Here is an 18,999-nt window from a genome sequence, read left to right on the forward strand (position 1 = left end):
GCTGTCTCTAATTAGAAACAATCAAAATCGATCCTGGGAGGTATTTTCCGTGTCTACAGTCAAACTGACAGTGAACGGCAAGGCTGTTGCTGTCGATGTCGAGGACCGCACGCTGCTGGTCCATCTTCTGCGCGATCATCTCAACCTAACCGGAACGCATGTCGGCTGCGACACCAGCCAGTGCGGCGCCTGCGTCGTGCACATGGACGGCAAGGCGGTGAAGTCCTGCACCATGCTCGCGGGTCAGGCCGACGGTGCCAACGTCACCACGATCGAAGGCATCGCCAAGGGCGACGAGCTGCACCCGATGCAGGCCGCCTTCCGCGACAATCACGGCCTCCAGTGCGGCTACTGCACACCGGGCATGATCATGTCGGCGATCGACATCGTGCACCGTCATGGCGGCCAGCTCGACGAGACCACCGTCCGCCACGAGCTCGAAGGCAACATCTGCCGTTGCACCGGCTACCACAACATCGTCAAGGCCGTGCTGGATGCGGCAGGGCGCATGAAGGTCTCGCAGGCGGCCGAGTAAGCGGCTCGCCTTCGAACGAATCACCACCGCGGCTTTCGATGGAAAGCGCGGGTCAAACAATCTCCGGTCGGGAGGACCAGACATGGGTGTTGAAGGCATCGGCGCACGCGTCGTGCGCAAGGAAGACAAGCGTTTCATTACCGGCAAGGGCCGCTACGTCGACGACATCAAGTTGCAGGGCATGACCCATGCCCATTTCATCCGCAGCCCGCACGCACACGCCAAGGTGAAGAAGATCGATTCGTCCGCCGCGCTGAAGATGCCGGGCGTGGTCGCAGTGCTCACGGGCCAGGAGATCGTCGACGACAAGGTCGGCAACCTCATCTGCGGTTGGGCCATCACCTCCAAGGACGGCAGCCCGATGAAGATGGGCGCATGGCCCGCGATGGCGCCGGAGACGGTGCGCTTCGTCGGTCAAGCCGTTGCGGTCGTGATCGCCGAAAGCAAGAATCTGGCGCGCGACGCGTCCGAGGCCGTGGTCGTCGAGTACGAGGAACTGCCCGCGGTCGCGGACATCCCCGCCGCGATCAAGGCCGGCGCACCGCAGCTTCACCCCGAGGCTCCCGGCAACCAGGTCTATGACTGGGTGATCGGCGACGAAGGCGCGACGGATGCCGCCTTCGCCAAGGCCGCCAACGTCGTGAAGCTCGACGTCACCAACAACCGCCTCGCCCCGAACGCGATGGAGCCGCGCGCGGCGATCGCCGAATACGACACCGCGGAAGAGCATTTCACGCTCTATACGACCTCGCAGAATCCGCACGTCGCCCGCCTCGTGCTGTCGGCGTTCTACAACATCGCGCCCGAGCACAAGCTGCGCGTGATCGCGCCCGACGTCGGCGGCGGCTTCGGCTCCAAGATCTTCATCTATCCCGAGGAGATGGTGGCGCTGTGGGCCTCGAAGAAGGTCGGCCGTCCCGTGAAATGGACCGGCGACCGCACCGAGGCGTTTCTCACCGACGCGCACGGACGCGACCACGTCACCCATGCCGAACTGGCGCTGGACGCCAACAACAAGATCCTCGGCCTGAAGGTGAAGACCTACGCCAATTTCGGCGCCTACATGTCGCTGTTCTCGTCGTCGGTGCCGACCTATCTCTACGCCACGCTGCTGTCGGGCCAGTACGACATCCCGGCGATCCACGCCGAGGTGGTCGGTGTCTACACCAACACGACGCCGGTCGACGCTTATCGCGGCGCGGGCCGTCCCGAGGCGAGCTATCTGATCGAACGGCTGATGGAGACGGCGGCGCGGCAGTTGAAGGTCGATCCCGCCGCATTGCGCAGGACGAATTTCATCACGCAGTTCCCGCACCAGACGCCCGTGATCATGGCGTACGACACCGGCGACTTCAACGCCTCGCTCGATGCCGCGATGAAGGCAATCGACTATGCCGGCTTCCCCGCGCGCCAGGCCAAGGCGAAGGCCGACGGCAAGCTGCGCGGCATCGGCGTGTCCTGCTACATCGAGGCCTGCGGCATCGCGCCGTCAAAGGCCGTCGGCAGCCTCGGCGCCGGCGTCGGCCTGTGGGAATCGGCGGAGGTGCGCGTCAATCCGGTGGGAACCATCGAGATCCTCACGGGCTCGCACAGCCACGGCCAGGGTCACGAGACCACGTTCTGCCAGCTCGTCGCGGAACGTCTTGGCGTTCCCATCAGCCAGGTCTCGATCGTCCACGGCGACACCGACAAGGTGCAGTTCGGCATGGGCACCTACGGCTCGCGTTCCGCCGCCGTCGGTCTCACCGCGATCCTGAAGGCGATGGAGAAAGTCGAGTCCAAGGCCAAGAAGATCGCCGCGCACGCGCTGGAGGCGTCGGAAGCCGACATCGTCATCGAGAACGGCGAGTTCAAGGTGACCGGCACCGACAAGGCGATCGCCTTCCCAATGGTCGCGCTCGCCGCCTATACCGCGCACAACCTGCCTGACGGGATGGAGCCGGGCCTGAAGGAAACCGCCTTCTACGACCCGACCAACTTCACCTTCCCGGCCGGCGCGTATATCTGCGAGCTCGAGGTCGATCCGGGCACCGGCAAGACCTCCTTCGTCAACTTCGTCGCGGCCGACGATTTCGGCCGGCTGATCAACCCGATGATCGTCGAGGGTCAGGTCCATGGCGGCCTCGCGCAGGGCATCGGGCAAGCGCTGCTCGAGCACGCCATCTACGACGCCAACGGCCAGCCTGTGACGGCCTCGTTCATGGACTATTCCATGCCGCGCGCCGACGACCTGCCGTCGTTCCAGCTCTCCCACACCACGACGCTGTGTCCGGGCAATCCGCTCGGCATCAAGGGGTGTGGCGAGGCCGGCGCGATCGGCGCATCCGCGGCCGTGATCAACGCCATCACGGATGCGATCGGCAAGAACAACCTGGAAATGCCCGCAACCCCAGACCGGGTGTGGCGCACGATCCACGCGGCTTGACGACATCGCCGTTCCGGGGCGACGCGCAGCGTCAGCCCCGGAATCCAGAGCTTAAGAATTCAACCTCGCAATTCCGAGTCTGCGCCCGCGGCGCATCCCGGAATGACAGAGACAAGATTTCAGGAGCATCAAGGATGTACCAGACCACCTATCACCGCGCCTCCTCCGTCGACGATGCTGCAAACCTGTTCGGCAAGAGCAGCGAGGCGAAGTTCCTCGCCGGTGGCCAGACATTGCTGCCGGTCATGAAGCAGCGGCTTGCCAGCCCCTCCGACGTGATCGACCTCGGCAAGATCAAGGAGCTGCAGGGCGTCGACCTCTCGGGCGACGTGCTGACCATCAAGGCCGCCACCACCTACTACGACATCATGCAGAATGCCGATGTGAAGAAGGCGATCCCGGCGATCGCCTATCTCACCTCGGTGCTCGGCGATCCCGCCGTACGTTATCGCGGCACGATCGGCGGCTCGATCGCCAACAACGATCCTGCCGCGGACTATCCGGCCGCGCTGCTCGCGCTCGGCGCCACTGTGAAGACGAACAAGCGGTCGATTTCCGCCGAGGACTTCTTCCAGGGCCTGTTCACGACGGCGCTCGAAGACGGCGAGATCATCACCGCCGTGTCGTTCCCGGTCCCGTCAAAAGCCGGCTATGCCAAGATGCGGCATCCGGCCTCGCGCTTCGCACTCACAGCCGTGTTCGTCGCGCAGACGAAATCGGGCGAGATCCGCGTCGCCGCGACCGGCGCCTCGCAGAGCGGCGTGATGCGGGTCCCCGCGATCGAGGCCGCGCTGAAGGCGAACTGGTCGCCGTCGGCGCTCGACAGCGTCAGCATTCCCGCGAGCGGATTGCTGGCCGACATCCACGGCACGGCGGAGTATCGCGCCAACCTCGTGAAGGTGATGGCGCAGCGCGCGGTGGCGGCTTCATGATCCCGCGAAGGATCGTGAAGGGATAATCAGGCCTTAGCGCCTCAACGCAAATCTTCCGCGGCGCGCAGACATGCGCGCCGCTTTTATTATGCGCCCATGCATGAAAAGCGCTTGCCTCGCTGGCATGAAGGCGAGAAAAGTTAATCAGCCAATTAACTCGCCCCAGAGAGGACTGTCCGGGGCGCTTGCCGGACCAACGGCATCCGCCCGCGACCCGAGGAAACAACAACGTGCTCGACAAACCCGCCCAGAATTCTTCCGTTCGCACCTCCGGCCCGCTGTCGGGATTCCGCATCGTCGAATTCGCGGGCATCGGACCCGGCCCGTTCGCCTGCATGATGCTGGCCGACATGGGCGCCGATGTCGTGACGCTCGACCGAGTCGGTGCCAAGAAGAGCATGAAGTCGGTGGCGGGCCGCGGCCGCAAGGTGATCGAGCTCGACCTCAAGGACAAGGCCGCGGTCTCGCAGGTGCTCGACTTGCTCGCCGGCGCCGATGCGCTGGTCGAAGGCTTCCGCCCCGGCGTGATGGAGCGGCTCGGCCTCGGTCCCGACGTCGTGCTCGCGCGCAACCCGAAGCTCGTCTACGGCCGCATGACCGGCTGGGGTCAGGAAGGTCCGCTCGCCAATGCCGCCGGCCACGACATCAACTACATCTCCATCACCGGCGCGCTCGCCGCGATCGGTACCAAGGAGGCGCCGGTCCCGCCGCTCAATCTGGTTGGCGACTTCGGCGGCGGCGCGCTTTATCTCGTCGTCGGCGTGCTGGCCGCGCTCCTGGAAGCGCAGAAATCCGGCAAGGGCCAGGTGGTCGATACCGCGATGTGCGATGGCGCGGCATCGCTGATGTCGTTCTTCTTCGACATGACCACGCTCGGCCGCTGGAGCGAAGGCCGCGACCAGAACTTCCTGGACGGCGGCGCGCATTTCTACGGCGTCTATGAATGCGCCTGCGGCCACTTCGTTTCGATCGGATCGATCGAGCCGCAGTTCTACGCGCTGCTGCGCGAGCATGCGGGCCTGACCGACGCCGATTTCGACGCGCAGATGGACCGCAAGGCCTGGCCGGCGCTGAAGGAAAAGCTCAAGGCCGTCTTCAAGAGCAAGACTCGCGAGGACTGGTGCAAGATCATGGAAGGCACCGACATCTGCTTCGCGCCGGTACTGACCATGTCGGAAGCGACCCGGCATCCGCACATGGTCGCCCGCGAGGTGTTCGTCGAGCGCCACGGCGTGAAGCAGCCTGCGCCCGCGCCGCGTTTTTCGCGTACCCCCTCAGCGGTCCGAGAGCCGGAAGGCGCGGAGATCGGCGCCCTGACGGCTGCATGGAAAGCAGGTCGCTAGGGCAGGCTTAAGGGTTGCAAGCAGGCACCTTTTGCGTCACTTCGCGTTCATGGAAGTGACACAAGGTGCTAGCCGTGAACCAAACTGACCGCCCGCGTCCGTCTCAAACCATGCGCGTCGGCGCAGCCATTTTGGGCAACGCGCTCGAATTCTACGATTTTACCGTCTACGCGGCCTTCGCGACCTGGCTCGCCAAGGCGTTCTTCCCGGCCGACAATCCGAACACCAGCCTGCTGCTGGCCGTCGCGACCTTCGGCGTCGGCTTCGTGGCGCGGCCGCTCGGCGGCATCGTCATCGGCGCCTATGCCGATCGCCACGGCCGCAAGCCCGCGATGACCCTGACCATCTGGCTGATGGCGCTGGGAACCGGCATCATCGGCGTGTTGCCGACCTACGATCAGATCGGCTTGCTGGCTCCGGTCCTGCTGGTGCTCGCGCGATTGCTGCAGGGCTTCTCGACCGGCGGCGAGATGGGTCCGGCGACGACCTATCTTCTCGAGAGTGCGCCGGCGCACCGCAAGGGCTTCTTCGGCAGCTGGCAACTCGCCAGCCAGAACATGGGCAGTCTGCTCTCGGCCCTGGTCGGCCTCCTGCTCGCGCTGCTGATCACGCCCGGCGCGAACGACAGCTGGGGCTGGCGCATACCGTTCCTCCTGGGCATCCTGATCGCGCCGGTCGGCTACTTCATCCGGCGCAATCTCGACGAGACCCTCAACACCGAGGAAGCCCATGACAGCGTCGGCGGCGTACTCTCCGACATCCTGTCCAATCACTGGGCCAAGATCCTGCTCTGCATCCTCTTGATCTCGGGCGCGACCATCAGCCAGTACTTCTTCCTCTACACGACCACCTACGCCATCAACACGCTGCACTACAGCCAGAGCTGGGCGATGACGACCAACTTCGTCACGTTCATCAGCGGCACCATCTTCGCGCTGCTCGGCGGCGCACTCGCGGACAAATACGGCCTGAAGGCTGTCACCATCATTCCGCGAATCATCGTGACGCTGCTGCTCTACCCCGCGCTGCAGCTCGTCGTCTCGTCGGGTTCGCCGCTGGTGTTCGTGATCACGTCCGCGACGCTGATCGCATTCCACGCGATGTCGTCGGGCGCGGGCATCATCCTGATCCCGCTGGTCTTCCCGGCCATCGTTCGCACCGCCGGACTGTCGATCGCCTATGCGCTCGGCGTCACCATCTTCGGCGGCACGGCGCAGTTCGTGTTCACCTGGATCATCGGCGCCACCGGCGACAAGCTGTCATGGGTCTGGTACGTCATCGCCATGAGCGTGATCAGCCTGGTCGCGACGATGGCGCTGCGACTGCCCGAGGGCGTCGAGCGCAAGCGGCAGGACGCAACGCCGGGCGCGGCCGTGGCAGGCTCGTCGCGCTGACCCTCACGAAGCGAAGCCCGGATGGCGCGCAGCGCGATCCGGGTCTCGCGTTGTCAGATGTAGCAGAAGCTGGCTGTCGTCGCGGACGAGCGCAGGGTTCGTAGGGTGGACAAAAGGCGCCTAGCGCGGTGTCCACCATAGCTGCGCTGCCTCGACGGAAGTGGTGGGCGCGCTTCGCCCACCCTGCGGCACCGTGTTCGAACGCGACGGCCTACGCCGCGTCATCCACCTTCAACACGCCGCGCCGGATCTGATCTTCCTCGATCGATTCGAACAGGGCCTTGAAATTGCCCTCGCCAAAGCCGTCGTCACCCTTGCGCTGGATGAATTCGAAGAAGATCGGCCCGATGGCGTTGGCCGAGAAGATCTGCAGCAACACCTTGGTCTGACCGCCATCGACGACGCCTTCACCGTCGATCAGGATCCCGTTCGTCTGGAGCCGGGCGAGATCCTCGCCGTGCCCGGGCAGCCGGCCGTCGATCCGCTCGAAATAGGTGTCCGGCGGCGACGGCATGAACGGCAGGCCGGCATCGCGCAGGCCTTCGATGGTGCGGTAGATGTCGCGGCAGCCGCAGGCGATGTGCTGGATGCCTTCGCCGCGATAGGTCTTCAGATATTCCTCGATCTGGCCGGCATCGCCGGCATCCTCGTTGATCGGAATCCGGATCTTGCCGTCCGGGCTGGTCAGCGCACGCGAGAACAGGCCCGAGGCGCGGCCCTCGATGTCGAAGAAGCGGATCTGGCGGAAATTGAACAGCTTCTCGTAGAAGCCGGCCCAGACATCCATCCGGCCACGATGAACGTTGTGGGTGAGGTGATCGAGGTAGAACAGGCCGGCACCGCTGGGGCGGGGATCGCGCGCGCCCAGCCACTCGAACTCGGCATCATAGGCCGAGCCCTTGGCGCCATAGCGATCGACCAGATAAAGCAGGCTGCCGCCGATGCCCTTGATCGCGGGCACGTCGAGCGTCTTCCGCGCGGACGGTACGTCGGCAGGCTCGGCGCCGAGCGCGAGCGCGCGCTGATAGGCCGCCTCCGCGTCCACGACGCGGAACGCCATCGACGGCGCGCACGGACCATGTTCGGCGACGAAATCGAACCCGTGCGTGCCGGGCTCCTCGTTGACGAGATAGTTGATGTCGCCCTGGCGATAGACCGTGATCTTCTTGGTTCTGTGGCGTGCGACCGGCGCGTAGCCCATCAGCTTGAACAGCGTATGCAGCTCGTCCGGATTGGGATGCGCATATTCGACGAACTCGAACCCGTCGGTGCCCATCGGATTGTCGGCGCTGATCGTGGCCGGCGGCGCATCGTGTGGAAACGGACCCATGGTGCTCTCCCAAATTGCTGCTGCCATGAACTATCCTTCACGGGGCGCGCAATGGGCATGCAAACGGCGTGCATTTACGCTATCATATGCACGATTTGTGCACAAAATGGACGAAACGCGCATGATTTTAGTGGATGGGTTTGACCTCAGGATTCTCGGCGCGCTTCAGGATGACGGCCGCCTGACCAATCAGGAGCTCGCAGAGCTTGCGGGATTATCGGCCTCCCAATGCTCGCGACGGCGGATGCGGCTGGAGGAGGAAAAGGTGATTGCCGGATACCACGCCGATCTCTCGAGCGAGGCGCTCGGGTTTGGCGTCATCGCCTTCATCCAGGTGGGACTCGCCACCCACTCACCGGACAATTCCAAGCGCTTCCGCGCGCTCGTCAATCGCATCGACGAGATCCAGGAGGCGTATTCGCTCACCGGCGATGCGGATTACGTGCTGAAAGCCGTGCTGCGCGATCTCAAGGGTCTGTCGAATCTCGTCAACGATGTCCTGATGCCGCACCAGAGCGTAGCGCATGTGCGCTCCTCGATCGTGCTCGACAGGTTGAAGGAAAGCTCGCGATTGCCGCTCACGAGCCTGGCGCCTGACTGAAATCGAGGGAAATGCGCCCTTCGCCCCGCGCGCGTGATCTGCGATGATTCGGCTTGATCCGGAGATTCAACGATGGCCCTCCAGCTTCGACCCAACTGCGAATATTGCGATCGCGATCTGCCGCCGAACGCCACGGATGCGCGGATCTGCTCCTACGAATGCACGTTCTGTGCGGATTGCGCGGACACCAGGCTCTCCAATGTCTGCCCGAACTGCGGCGGCGGCTTCGTACCGCGCCCGATCCGCCCCGCGCAGGAATGGCGGCCGGGCGTGTGCACGAGCAAGCAGGCCCCGTCCGATAAGCGGGTGCATCTGAAATATGGTCTCGACGATATCGCCGCGCATTGCGCCAGGGTCAAAGGCGTGCCGCCGGAGCAGCGGTAGATCCCCTCACGCCGTCATTGCGAACGCAGCGAATCTCGTAGGGTGGGCAAAGCGAGCGCGGCCCTCGCAATAATGGAGATTGTGGCGGCTCCGACGGCTACTCCGACGCCAAGATCGTCCCTTCGACCTCGCCGAAGCCGACGCGATAGCCGTTGCCCTGGCACCAGCCGCGCATCACGAGGCTGTCGCCGTCCTCCAGGAACGAGCGCTTGACGCCTCCGGGCAGTTCGACCGGCTCGGTGCCGTTCCAGCTGATCTCCAGAAGACTGCCGCGCTGGTTCTTCTCGGGCCCGGAGATGGTGCCGCTCCCCAGGAGATCGCCGACATTCATGGCGCAGCCGCTGGAAGCGTGGTGCATCAATTGCTGCACCGACGACCAGTACATGTATCTGAAATTGGTGCGGCTGATTCCGACTGGCGCGTTGGCGCCGGCAGCGCGCAAGGCCACGTCGAGCTCGAGATCGTAGTTCTGCGGCCGGCTCTGCTTGAGATAATCGAGTGGCGCCGGCTGCTGCTCCGGCCCCTTCGACCGGAACGGCTCCAGAGCCTCGCGCGTGACGACCCACGGGCTGATCGAGGTCGCGAACGCCTTGGCGAGGAACGGCCCGAGCGGCACGTATTCCCATTGCTGGATGTCGCGCGCGCTCCAGTCGTTGAGCAGGACGAAGCCGAAGATCATGTCCTCGGCCTGCTGTTCGGTGAGCATGCCGCCCATCGGCGACGGCTGGCCGACCACGACGCCCATCTCCAGCTCGAAATCGAGCCGCTTGCACGGCCCGAAGCTCGGCGCGTCCACATTCGGCGGCTTCAATTGCCCGCGCGGGCGCTTCACCCGGGTACCGGAGACCACGACGGTCGAAGCGCGGCCATTGTAGGCGATCGGCATGTGCAGCCAGTTCGGCTGCAGCGCATTGTCCTTGCCGCGGAACATCACGCCGACATTGGTGGCGTGCTCCCTGGACGAATAGAAATCGGTGTAGCCGGAAACCGCAAACGGCAGATGCAGCCTGGCCTCGCGCATCGGCACCAGCACCTGCTTGCGCAGCTCCTCGTTGTCGCGCAGTTCGGGATGATCGTGGCGCAGAAGCTCGCTGATCCGCGCCCGCGTCCTGGCCCAGATCTTGGGTCCCAATGCCATGAACGGATTGAGCGACGGCGCGGAGAACACGCCGAGCGGGCCGACCTCGAGCCGGGAATCCTGCTCGAGCTCCCAGAGATCGAGCACGTATTGACCGATGGCGACGCCGACCCGTGGTGTCGGATTGGCCGCGGTCGAGAACACACCGTAAGGCAGGTTCTGGATCGGGAAGTCTGAAGCGGCATCGACCTCGATGAAGGAGCGGAGGCTGGGATCGTTGGGATGTGGCACGTGACTCTCCGAGCTTGCGATCGTCATGGCCCGACTTGTCCCGGCCATCCACGATCCGTCTTTGCTTCAATACGTGGATGCCCGGGACGAGCCCGGCATGATGGCAGTCTGTGGCGAATGAACTACGGCCGGTTCGGATCGAAGCGCTTCTCGAGCCCCTTCCAGCAATCCGCATAGTCCTCCTGGAGCGTCGAGGCGCTTGCGGCGTGCGCGGTGACGCGCTGCGGATAGCGGGTCTCGAACATGAAGGCCATCGTGCCGGTCAGCTTCACCGGCTTCAGCTCGCCGTTGCTGGCATGCTCGAAGGCGTCGCGGTCCGGGCCATGCGGCAGCATGCAATTGTGCAGGCTGATGCCGCCCGGGACGAAACCCTGCGGCTTGGCGTCGTAGACACCGTAGATCAGGCCCATGAACTCGCTCATGATGTTCATGTGATACCAGGGTGGACGGAAGGTGTTGTCGGCGACCATCCAGCGCTCGGGGAAGATCACGAAATCGATGTTCGCCGTGCCAGTCGTCTCCGACGGTGAGGTCAGCACCGTGAAGATCGACGGATCGGGATGATCGAAGCCGATCGCGCCGACCGGCGAGAAGGTGCGCAGATCGTACTTGTAGGGTGCGTAATTGCCGTGCCAGGCGACCACGTCGATCGGCGAATGCGGCAAAGTCGTCTTGTACAGCGAGCCGCCCCATTTCACGAACAGCTCGGTCGGCGTGTCCTTGTCCTCGTAATGCGCGACTGGCGTGAGGAAGTCGCGCGCGTTCGCGAGACAGTTGGCGCCGATCGGCCCCCGCTCCGGCAGCGTGAAGGCTCCTCCGTAGTTCTCACAGAGATAGCCGCGCGCCGGACCGTTCGGAATCTCGACCCGGAACTTGACGCCGCGCGGAATCACCACGATCTCGCCGGGCGCGGCGTCGATGCGGCCGAACTCGGTGACGAGGCGCAGATTGCCCTGCTGAAGCACGAACATCAGCTCGCCGTCGGCATTGTAGAAATGCTGGTCCACCATCGATCTGGTGATGAGGTAGAGATGCGCGGCCATGCCGGCCTGCGTATTGACGTCGCCGGCGGTGGTCATGCTCTGCACGCCCTGGACGAAGGTGACATCCTCCTTCGGCATCGGCGCCGGGTCCCAGCGCATCTGCGCGATGGGCAGGTCGTATTCGTGGCACGGCGCCGAGCGCCACAGGCCCGCATCGACTTTCTCGAACCGTCCCGAATGCTTCACCGAGGGACGGATGCGATAGAGCCAGGAGCGCTCGTTGGTGCCGCGTGGCGCGGTGAAGGGCGAGCCGGAGAGCTGTTCGGCATAGAGACCGTAGGCGCAGCGCTGCGGCGAGTTGCGCCCGATCGGCAGAGCGCCTGGCAGCGCTTCGGTCTCGAAGCTGTTGCCAAAGCCGGACATGTAGCCCGGCGTGACCTGGGCCGAACTCCGGACGATCTGATCAGGCGAGGTGTTGATGTTCATGACTATCCTCCTCCTTGCAGGGCGGCCCACATTTCCTGGTCGCGCTTGTCGGTCCAGATCACGGGATCGTCGATGCCGGAGGCCTCGTCGAAGGCGCGCGACACGTTGAACGGCAGGCAATGCTCGTAGATGGCGAAGCTGTGGAACTTCGGATCCATCACTTCGCGCGTCGCCGCCATGGATTCCTTCAGCGTGCGCCCCTTGGCGACCGAGATCTCGGCAGCGCCGTAGAGCGAGGTGACGAAGTCGCGCGTCATCGCGATGGCTTCGCGCACGGTGGCGACACCGTTCAGCGCATCGCCGCGTCCCGGCGCGATCGCCTTGGGATTGAAGTTGCGGATCTCGTTGAGCGTGAGTGGCCATTCGCGCAAATGCGCATCGCCGCAATAGCAGGCCGAGTGATACTCGATGAGATCGCCGGAGAACATCACCTCGGCATCCGGCACCCAGGCGACGATGTCGCCGGAGGTATGGCCGGCGCCGAGCTGCATGAGGCGCACCTCGCGCTTGCCGAGATAGATCGACATCTCGCCTTCGAAGGTCAGCGTCGGCCAGGTCAGGCCGGGGATGCTCTGTGCGTCCTGGAACAGGCGCGGGAAGCGGCCGTATTCGGAGTCCCAATCCTGCTTGCCGCGTTCCTCGATGAGACGATAAGTCTCCTGCGAGGCCACGATGCCCTGCGCCTTGTAGGCGGAGGCCCCCAGCACGCGAACGGCGTGGTAGTGCGACAGCACGACATATTTGATCGGCTTGTCGGTGACGGCGCGGACACGCTCGATCACCTTGTTGGCCATTGCCGGTGTCGCCTGCGCGTCGAACACGAGACAGCCGTCGTCGCCGACGATGACGGCGGTGTTCGGATCGCCCTCGGCCGTGAAGGCATAGAGATCGGGGCCGATCTCGGAGAAGGTGATCTTCTTCTCGGAAAGGTCGCCGGTGGATGCGAAATTCTTCGCCATCAGTTTGTCCTCAGGTCACAGGGTTATTGTTGTTGCTGCTGTTGCTGCTGGCCGTCGATCATGCGACGCCGGGCGAGAGCGATCGCCTCACGCAGCACGTCGATGTTGCCGATGTGGTTGGCGAGGATCAGCACCAGCGCCGCGTCGAAATCGGCGCTCTGGTCATCCGAAAGTCCGCGATGCGCCTCGACGATGGCGCGAAAGGCGTCATCGGGCCGCGTGAAATTGGAAGCGGTTGAGAGCGCCATAGGGATCACCTTCAATTCAAGCCCTCGGCGCGCGACAGCGCCGCCGCGATCGTCGCTCGCGTCGGATGGCGGAAGCGCGCAGCAACGTACCCGTCGGGCCGGAGCAGGTAGGCCGCGCCCGGTTCGGCGTCATAACGACTGGCGACGAGACCCGAGGGATCGACGGGGCCGTCCGCGGCGCCGATGCGGATGTCCCTCAATCCTTCGGGCGCATCGATCGCCGCGCCGTTGCCGAACGACAGCAACGCGAAGTCCGATCCACCCGTGCGGAATGCATCCGTCAAATGGGCCTGTTCGCCCGCGCGCGTGGCGATGGGCGCGTCGAGCATGGAGCTGCCGGGAGATGGTCCGCCGCGCCACGCATCCGTATCGGGGGACGAGAGCGGCGAGTCGTAACTGCACGGCACCGACAGCCGGCCGCCATTGACCATGCGCTTGCCGAATTCGGTCTCCTTGGCCAGCGCCAGCACCGCCTTGCGCAGCCGCGCTTCCTGAGATGTGTTCGGCGCCATGAAATCGGTCGAGCGGGTGGATTCGCGGATGTTCTCGTCAGCCGCCAGGCTCCGCTCGATGTGGTAGCTCTCCAGCAGGCTTCCCGGCGAGGTGCCGCGCAGCACGCGGTCGAGCTTCCAGGAGAGGTTCTCGGCGTCCTCGAGCCCGGAATTGGCACCGCGTGCACCGAAGGGCGACACCTGATGCGCGGAATCTCCCGCGAAGATCACGCGCCCATGGATGAAGCGGTCCATCCGCCGGCACTGGAATTTGTAGAGCGAGATCCATTCGAACTCGAACTGGTCGTGACCGAGCATGCGCGCGATCCTTGGCCGCACGTGCTCCGGCTGCTTTTCCACGACGGGATCGGCGTCGCGGCTGAGCTGGAGATCGATGCGCCAGACGTTGTCGGGCTGCCGGTGCAGCAGCGCCGAGCGTCCCGCATGAAACGGCGGATCGAACCAGAACCAGCGCTCGGTCGGGAATTCCGCGGTCATCCTGACGTCGGCGATCAGGAATTGATCCTCGAACACCTGCCCTGCGAACTCGGCGCCGACCATCTGCCGCAGCGAGGACCGCGCACCGTCGCAGGCGATGACGTATTGCGCCTGCAGGCGGTAGGCGCCCTCCGGCGTTTCGATCGTCAACAGGGCTGAATCGTTGCGCTGCTCCAGCCCCGTCACCTTGTTGCGCCAGCGCAGGTCGATCGCAGGCAGATCGCCGATGCGATCGACCAGATAGGCCTCGGCGTAATATTGCTGCAGATTGATGAAGGCCGGCCGCTTGTGACCGTCCTCGGGCAGCAGATTGAACTGGTAGAGCTGCGACTCCCCGTGGAAGATGCGGCCGACGCTCCACACCACACCCTTGTCGACCATGCGGTCGCCGACGCCGAGCCGGTCCCAATATTCCAGCGATCGCTTGGAGAAGCAGATCGCGCGGGAGCCTTCGCCGATGCGATCGGCATCGTCCAGAACAACGACGCGCTGGCCACGCTGGGCGAGGTCGATCGCCAGCGACAGGCCGACCGGGCCCGCCCCGACCACGACGACCGCATGGCCGGCCGGATGGTCGCCCGGACGATCCTGATCGGGATGGCGGCGATAGCCGAACTGGGTTTTGGCCTGATGGGTCTTAGCCTGCGCCATGCGCTAATCTCGGCTCTGGTCAGGAGAGGACTGATCTGCTAGATAGTCTCACGTGCAACTATTTTGGACCGGAGCCGTCCGGTCGTCAACTGGAATTCGGAGCGTATTCTTGGCGAGGACATCCAGCGATATCGCGCTGAAGGCCCGAAGTGTGGACGAGACGGAGCCGCAGCAGAAGTCGCGCCTCGATCTCTTCAAGTTCGTGCCGTTCCGCCTGAACAGGCTCGCGGCGGAGGTCAGTTCCGCGCTCGCAGTCGAGTACCAGGAACGTCATGGCCTGGACATTCCGGCCTGGCGCGTGCTGGCGACGCTGGGTTTTCGCAACGACGCCTGCAGCGCGCAATACATCTCGCAGTGCACACGTACGCATAAATCCACCATCAGCCGCGCGGTGACCATGCTCCTGCACGAGGGGCTGATCGAGCGGGTGGAGAACGAAGCCGACCGCCGCGAATTTCGTCTGCAACTGACGACGAAGGGCCGCGGGCTCTACGAGGAGCTGTTCCCGCAACTGCTGCGGCGCGAAGACGAGATCCTCGCCTGCCTCTCTGCGCAGGAGCGCAGGCAGCTGTCGGCGCTGCTCGGCAAGATCGAGCAAAGCCTCGACCTGATCCAGACCAGCGAAGAGGCCGACGCCAAGCAGGCCTATTGATCGATCGGCGCGCCGCGCCCGCCCCTCATGCTGGGGAGGCGCGGAGTTCCGTCCCGAACCATGAAGGCCTGCACCTATACCGCCTCGGCCTTCATCCTTCGAGACCGCCGCCATGCGGCCTCCTCAGGTTGAGATCCGGCATCGCGCTAGGTCGCAAATGATCTCGACGGCGGCAGATGCAGTGACCAGACATCGTGCTGGTCGCCGGCGCGCGGATAGATCTGCGTCACGATGGGATCGTGGCCGGGAATGAAGCGGTCGGGATGACCGGCGAGACGTTCGATCGTCTCCCAACCCTGCGCCATGTCGCCGACATTGTAGACGATCGGGAACGGGCTCCGGCGCTGCAGATTGGCGTAGTAATGCGCGGCATCGGAGGCGAGCACCACCGGTCCACGCGCGGTGTCGACCTTGACGACCTGCAGGCCATCGGAATGGCCACCGACGCGGTGCACGGTGACACCGGGCGCGACCTCGCCGTCGCCGGAATAGAACGTGACGCGCTCGCCATAGACATGGCGCACCATCTGGGTGACGTGCTCGACCGAGAACGGATGTCGCAACAAGCCGTTGCACATGCAGCGCCCCGTCGCATAGCTCATCTCGCGCTCCTGGAGATGAAACCGCGCGTTCGGAAAGCGGTCGAGATTGCCGGCATGATCGTAATGCAGATGTGTCACGATAATGTCGCGAAGGCTCGACGCCGCGACGCCGAAGCGCTCGAGCGCATCGACCGGATTGAGCGTCAGCTTGCGCGCCCGCGCGGTCGCCTCCTCGGCATTGAACCCGGTATCGACCAGGATGTCGCGGCCACCGCCGCGGATCAGCCAGACGAAATAATCGAGATCCTGCGCCGCGCTGTCATGCGGGTCGGGCAACAGGAAGTTCATGCTGGGGGTGCGCGGCGTCATGGTCGCATAGCGCAGGGCGTAGATTTCGTAGGCGTTTCCCATGGTCTTGCTTTTCTTCTGAGTTTTCGGAGCCGATCGGGCGCAGCAAGCCATTGTCCGCGAGAAACGTCAAACATCGGCGCGAGCGACAGCGGCGACGGCGCAGTGTGAGACCAATCACATTCCGGGCGCCGTGGAGGCCCTAGCATCACAACCGCAATGCCGAACCAGATCGTGTCGAGCGCAACCGTGACAGACCGTTTTGATCCTCTCGCAGTGTACCCGTGCCTCGCGGTCAATTGTCGCGATAGCGCCGAATCTCCAAGCGGTTGACGCACCTCATCCCCGGTTTGATAATGCAATTTGCGTAAGTTAAGGTCGCCGCGGCGCAAGCTGGGAACGGCGCCTTTGTGGCTGGACCGCGCTGATTATGAAAATTCGCTTCCTTTTCCTTCTGCCATTGCTCGTTTCTCTCGTCCCGGCCGCTCCGTCGCTCGCGGCCAGCGACCGTTACGCGCTGGTGATCGGCAATGCCAAATATCCGGACGCCGACAGCCCGCTGAAGGAACCGCTCAATGACGCGCGCGATGTCGCGGACGAGCTCAAGCGCGACGGGTTTGCCGTCGACATCGGCGAGAACCTGACCGGCGACGGCATGCGCCGCGCCTTCGACAAGCTCTACGGCAAGATCAAGCCGGGCTCGGTGGCGCTGGTGTTCTTCAGCGGCTTCGGCATCCAGTCGGCGCGCCAGAGCTATATGCTCCCGGTCGACGCGCAGATCTGGACCGAATCCGACGTGCGCCGTGACGGCTTCAGCCTCGAGACCGTGCTCGGTGAGCTCAATACCCGCGGCGCCGGCGTCAAGATCGCGCTGGTCGACGCCAGCAGGCGCAACCCGTTCGAGCGCCGGTTCCGCAGTTTCTCGGCCGGCCTGACGCCGGTGATCGCGCCGAACGGCACGCTGGTGATGTATTCGGCGGCGTTGGCCTCGGTGGTCTCGGATGCCGGCGGCGATCACAGCCTGTTCGTTCAGGAACTGCTGAAGGAAATTCGTGTCCCCGACCTGATGGCCGAGGAGACGCTGAACCGCACCAAGATGGGCGTCACCCGCGCCTCGCGCGGCGAGCAGGTGCCGTGGATCTCGTCCTCGCTGGCCGAGGATTTCTCGTTCATCCCCGGCGCCGGCGGCTCCCGGCCGAGCTCACTACCGCCGCCTGCGCCTCCCGCGCCGCCGCCCGTGGCCGCGAACAACCCGCCGGCTCCGCCATCGCCGCCCCCGCCGCCGAAACCGCCGGCCGAGACAGCCGTGACGCCGGCGCCCAGGCCGCAGGTCGAGGCCGCCTTGCCTCCGCCCCCACCACCCCCGCCGAAGCCGGTCGATCCCGGCACGGACAGCGGCCCCAGCCAGGCCGTGCTGGCTGACGATCCCACCATCAAGGGCCTCACTGCCAAGATCGCCGCCAATCCGGACGACGTGAATGCGCTGTACCGGCGCGGCCAGGTCTATGCCAGCAAGGGCGCCTACAACCTCGCCATCAAGGATTTCGACGACACGCTCCGCATCAACGGCAAGGATGTCGAGGCCCTGAACAACCGCTGCTGGACCCGCACCGTGGTCGGCGACCTCCAGGGCGCGTTGAAGGATTGCAACGAGGCCTTGCGGCTGCGGCCGAACTTCGTCGATGCGCTGGACAGCCGGGGGCTCGTCAACCTCAAATCCGGAGCGGTCAAGAATGCCATCTCCGATTTCGACGCGGCCTTGAGGATCAATCCGCGCCTGACCTCGTCGCTCTACGGGCGGGGCCTGGCCAAGCAGCGTAACGGCTCGGCCCAGGAAGGCGCCCTGGATATCGCCAATGCCAAGGCGATGGACCCGAACATCGTTCAGGAGTTCGCAAGTTACGGAGTACGTTGATATTTTTGTGAGTTTCGACCGAGAAATCTCGAACCCGGGACGGTTCGGCGCAGACTAATCCGAAGGATGCGCAAGCGGCCTTTCCGGGGGGCTTATTGCAGAAAGTTTTTGAAACCGCGCGAGCTGGCTGCGGCCGCGCAGGAGGGACTGGCAATGAAATTGGCTGCAAAGGGACTTACCGCGATCCTTTCCACCCTGGTCATCGGCGCGGCGCTGTCGCTGCCCGTCATGCCCGCGTTCGCGGGTGACGAGACCAACAGCAAGAACGTCACCGAGGACGAGATCGTCCGCGCGCTGGCGCCGCCGCCGAAGAAGCCGCTAACCCGCGGCCTCTCGATCGGCCCGCAGTCCGAGCCGGCGCCGAGCGCGGCGGAAACCAAGCTGCTTCAGACCGTCCGCGGCCGCACCACGCGCTCGCTGTCGTCGACCGAGCGCGAGGAAATCGCCTCGGTCGCCAAGGACAAGCCGAACATCGATCTCGAAATCACCTTCGACTACAACTCGGCCAATATCAGCAGCAAGTCGCTGGCCTCGGTGCAGGCGCTCGGCCGCGCCCTCACCAGCTCGGACCTCAAGGGGTCGACCTTCGTCGTCGCCGGCCACACCGACGCCGCCGGCGGTGAATCCTACAATCAGGACCTGTCGGAGCGCCGCGCGGACTCGATCAAGCGCTACCTCGTCGAAAAGTACAATATCTCCGCGACCGACCTCGTCACCGTCGGCTACGGCAAGAGCAAGCTGAAGGACCCGAGCCAGCCGATGGCCGAGGCAAATCGCCGCGTGCAGGTCGTCAACATGGAAAACAAGACGACCGCCGCGAAGTGACCACGACGCAATGCCTTGAAGTGACCAGTCGTAATGTGGTGTGAATTCCTGCTTCCAGAGCGCGTCCCGCAGCCTTGCGGGACGCCGC

Annotated in this window: 17 protein-coding genes; 10 read left to right on the plus strand and 7 right to left on the minus strand. The window is 64.6% G+C overall.

The genetic code is table 11. The annotated features are described in order from the left end of the window. Window positions 1-49 precede the first annotated feature (49 nt). From QM712_RS08335 to QM712_RS08355, 5 genes are all read left to right on the plus strand, one after another. Window positions 50-535, plus strand: coding sequence for a (2Fe-2S)-binding protein (locus QM712_RS08335; protein ID WP_415022597.1), 486 nt, complete (start codon window positions 50-52; stop codon window positions 533-535). Between the two features lie 82 nt (window positions 536-617). Then, window positions 618-2,960, plus strand: a complete 2,343-nt coding sequence (locus QM712_RS08340) for a xanthine dehydrogenase family protein molybdopterin-binding subunit (RefSeq protein WP_415022598.1) — start codon at window positions 618-620, stop codon at window positions 2,958-2,960. Between the two features lie 134 nt (window positions 2,961-3,094). Then, on the plus strand, window positions 3,095-3,892 hold the full coding sequence (locus tag QM712_RS08345) for an FAD binding domain-containing protein (protein ID WP_415022599.1): 798 nt from the start codon (window positions 3,095-3,097) through the stop codon (window positions 3,890-3,892). Between the two features lie 230 nt (window positions 3,893-4,122). Further along, on the plus strand, window positions 4,123-5,235 hold the full coding sequence (locus QM712_RS08350; RefSeq protein WP_415022600.1) for a CaiB/BaiF CoA transferase family protein: 1,113 nt from the start codon (window positions 4,123-4,125) through the stop codon (window positions 5,233-5,235). Window positions 5,236-5,309: 74 nt separating this feature from the next. Beyond that, window positions 5,310-6,629: an MFS transporter gene (locus QM712_RS08355; RefSeq protein ID WP_415022601.1), complete on the plus strand. Its 1,320-nt coding sequence runs from the start codon at window positions 5,310-5,312 to the stop codon at window positions 6,627-6,629. 211 nt (window positions 6,630-6,840) lie between these two features. Here QM712_RS08355 and hppD read toward each other — a convergent pair whose 3' ends face one another. Next, the gene (gene hppD / locus QM712_RS08360; protein WP_415022602.1) at window positions 6,841-7,959 is read right to left on the minus strand and encodes a 4-hydroxyphenylpyruvate dioxygenase; all 1,119 of its coding nucleotides are present in this window, start codon (window positions 7,957-7,959) and stop codon (window positions 6,841-6,843) included. 121 nt (window positions 7,960-8,080) lie between these two features. On the opposite strand from hppD, the gene QM712_RS08365 reads away from it, so the two are divergent. Both QM712_RS08365 and QM712_RS08370 read left to right on the plus strand, forming a co-directional pair. Next, on the plus strand, window positions 8,081-8,560 hold the full coding sequence (locus QM712_RS08365; RefSeq protein WP_415022740.1) for an Lrp/AsnC family transcriptional regulator: 480 nt from the start codon (window positions 8,081-8,083) through the stop codon (window positions 8,558-8,560). A 72-nt stretch (window positions 8,561-8,632) separates the two neighbouring features. Further along, entirely contained in the window at window positions 8,633-8,944 is a 312-nt protein-coding gene (locus QM712_RS08370; protein WP_415022603.1) for a DUF1272 domain-containing protein, read from the plus strand. Between the two features lie 97 nt (window positions 8,945-9,041). Here the strand turns inward: QM712_RS08370 and fahA are convergent, their stop codons facing one another. The 5 genes from fahA to QM712_RS08395 form a co-directional block, all read right to left on the minus strand. Beyond that, entirely contained in the window at window positions 9,042-10,313 is a 1,272-nt protein-coding gene (gene fahA / locus QM712_RS08375; RefSeq protein ID WP_415022604.1) for a fumarylacetoacetase, read from the minus strand. 122 nt (window positions 10,314-10,435) lie between these two features. After that, complete coding sequence (gene hmgA / locus QM712_RS08380; protein ID WP_415022605.1) at window positions 10,436-11,782, minus strand: homogentisate 1,2-dioxygenase; 1,347 nt, start codon at window positions 11,780-11,782, stop codon at window positions 10,436-10,438. Window positions 11,783-11,784: 2 nt separating this feature from the next. After that, entirely contained in the window at window positions 11,785-12,741 is a 957-nt protein-coding gene (locus tag QM712_RS08385) for an MBL fold metallo-hydrolase (RefSeq protein ID WP_415022606.1), read from the minus strand. Window positions 12,742-12,764: 23 nt separating this feature from the next. Next, complete coding sequence (locus tag QM712_RS08390) at window positions 12,765-12,989, minus strand: DUF2783 domain-containing protein (protein WP_415022607.1); 225 nt, start codon at window positions 12,987-12,989, stop codon at window positions 12,765-12,767. A gap of 11 nt (window positions 12,990-13,000) precedes the next feature. Further along, complete coding sequence (locus tag QM712_RS08395) at window positions 13,001-14,629, minus strand: FAD-dependent oxidoreductase (protein ID WP_415022608.1); 1,629 nt, start codon at window positions 14,627-14,629, stop codon at window positions 13,001-13,003. Window positions 14,630-14,738: 109 nt separating this feature from the next. Here QM712_RS08395 and QM712_RS08400 point away from each other — a divergent pair, with 109 nt between their 5' ends. Further along, window positions 14,739-15,281 carry a MarR family winged helix-turn-helix transcriptional regulator gene (locus QM712_RS08400; RefSeq protein ID WP_415022609.1) on the plus strand — a complete coding sequence of 181 codons (543 nt, stop codon included), beginning with the start codon at window positions 14,739-14,741 and terminating at the stop codon, window positions 15,279-15,281. Between the two features lie 146 nt (window positions 15,282-15,427). On the opposite strand, the gene QM712_RS08405 is transcribed toward QM712_RS08400, so the two are convergent. Beyond that, window positions 15,428-16,234 (minus strand): N-acyl homoserine lactonase family protein, encoded by an 807-nt coding sequence (locus QM712_RS08405; RefSeq protein ID WP_415022610.1) that lies wholly within the window; start codon window positions 16,232-16,234, stop codon window positions 15,428-15,430. Between the two features lie 367 nt (window positions 16,235-16,601). Between QM712_RS08405 and QM712_RS08410 the strand changes: the two genes are divergently transcribed. Next, complete coding sequence (locus QM712_RS08410; protein WP_415022611.1) at window positions 16,602-18,086, plus strand: caspase family protein; 1,485 nt, start codon at window positions 16,602-16,604, stop codon at window positions 18,084-18,086. Between the two features lie 153 nt (window positions 18,087-18,239). After that, window positions 18,240-18,911: an OmpA family protein gene (locus QM712_RS08415; protein ID WP_415022612.1), complete on the plus strand. Its 672-nt coding sequence runs from the start codon at window positions 18,240-18,242 to the stop codon at window positions 18,909-18,911. Window positions 18,912-18,999: the final 88 nt, after the last annotated feature.

The sequence above is a fragment of the Bradyrhizobium sp. genome (assembly GCF_047605465.1).
Classification (GTDB): Bacteria; Pseudomonadota; Alphaproteobacteria; order Rhizobiales; family Xanthobacteraceae; genus Bradyrhizobium.

Coding starts and splice junctions, on each gene's coding strand:
- QM712_RS08340 (WP_415022598.1), top strand. CDS start 618: ATGGGTGTTGAAGGCATCGGCGCACGCGTCGTGCGCAAGGAAGACAAG.
- QM712_RS08345 (WP_415022599.1), top strand. CDS start 3,095: ATGTACCAGACCACCTATCACCGCGCCTCCTCCGTCGACGATGCTGCA.
- hppD (WP_415022602.1), bottom strand. CDS start 7,959: ATGGGTCCGTTTCCACACGATGCGCCGCCGGCCACGATCAGCGCCGAC.
- QM712_RS08365 (WP_415022740.1), top strand. CDS start 8,081: ATGATTTTAGTGGATGGGTTTGACCTCAGGATTCTCGGCGCGCTTCAG.
- QM712_RS08370 (WP_415022603.1), top strand. CDS start 8,633: ATGGCCCTCCAGCTTCGACCCAACTGCGAATATTGCGATCGCGATCTG.
- hmgA (WP_415022605.1), bottom strand. CDS start 11,782: ATGAACATCAACACCTCGCCTGATCAGATCGTCCGGAGTTCGGCCCAG.
- QM712_RS08385 (WP_415022606.1), bottom strand. CDS start 12,741: ATGGCGAAGAATTTCGCATCCACCGGCGACCTTTCCGAGAAGAAGATC.
- QM712_RS08390 (WP_415022607.1), bottom strand. CDS start 12,989: ATGGCGCTCTCAACCGCTTCCAATTTCACGCGGCCCGATGACGCCTTT.
- QM712_RS08395 (WP_415022608.1), bottom strand. CDS start 14,629: ATGGCGCAGGCTAAGACCCATCAGGCCAAAACCCAGTTCGGCTATCGC.
- QM712_RS08405 (WP_415022610.1), bottom strand. CDS start 16,234: ATGGGAAACGCCTACGAAATCTACGCCCTGCGCTATGCGACCATGACG.
- QM712_RS08410 (WP_415022611.1), top strand. CDS start 16,602: ATGAAAATTCGCTTCCTTTTCCTTCTGCCATTGCTCGTTTCTCTCGTC.
- QM712_RS08415 (WP_415022612.1), top strand. CDS start 18,240: ATGAAATTGGCTGCAAAGGGACTTACCGCGATCCTTTCCACCCTGGTC.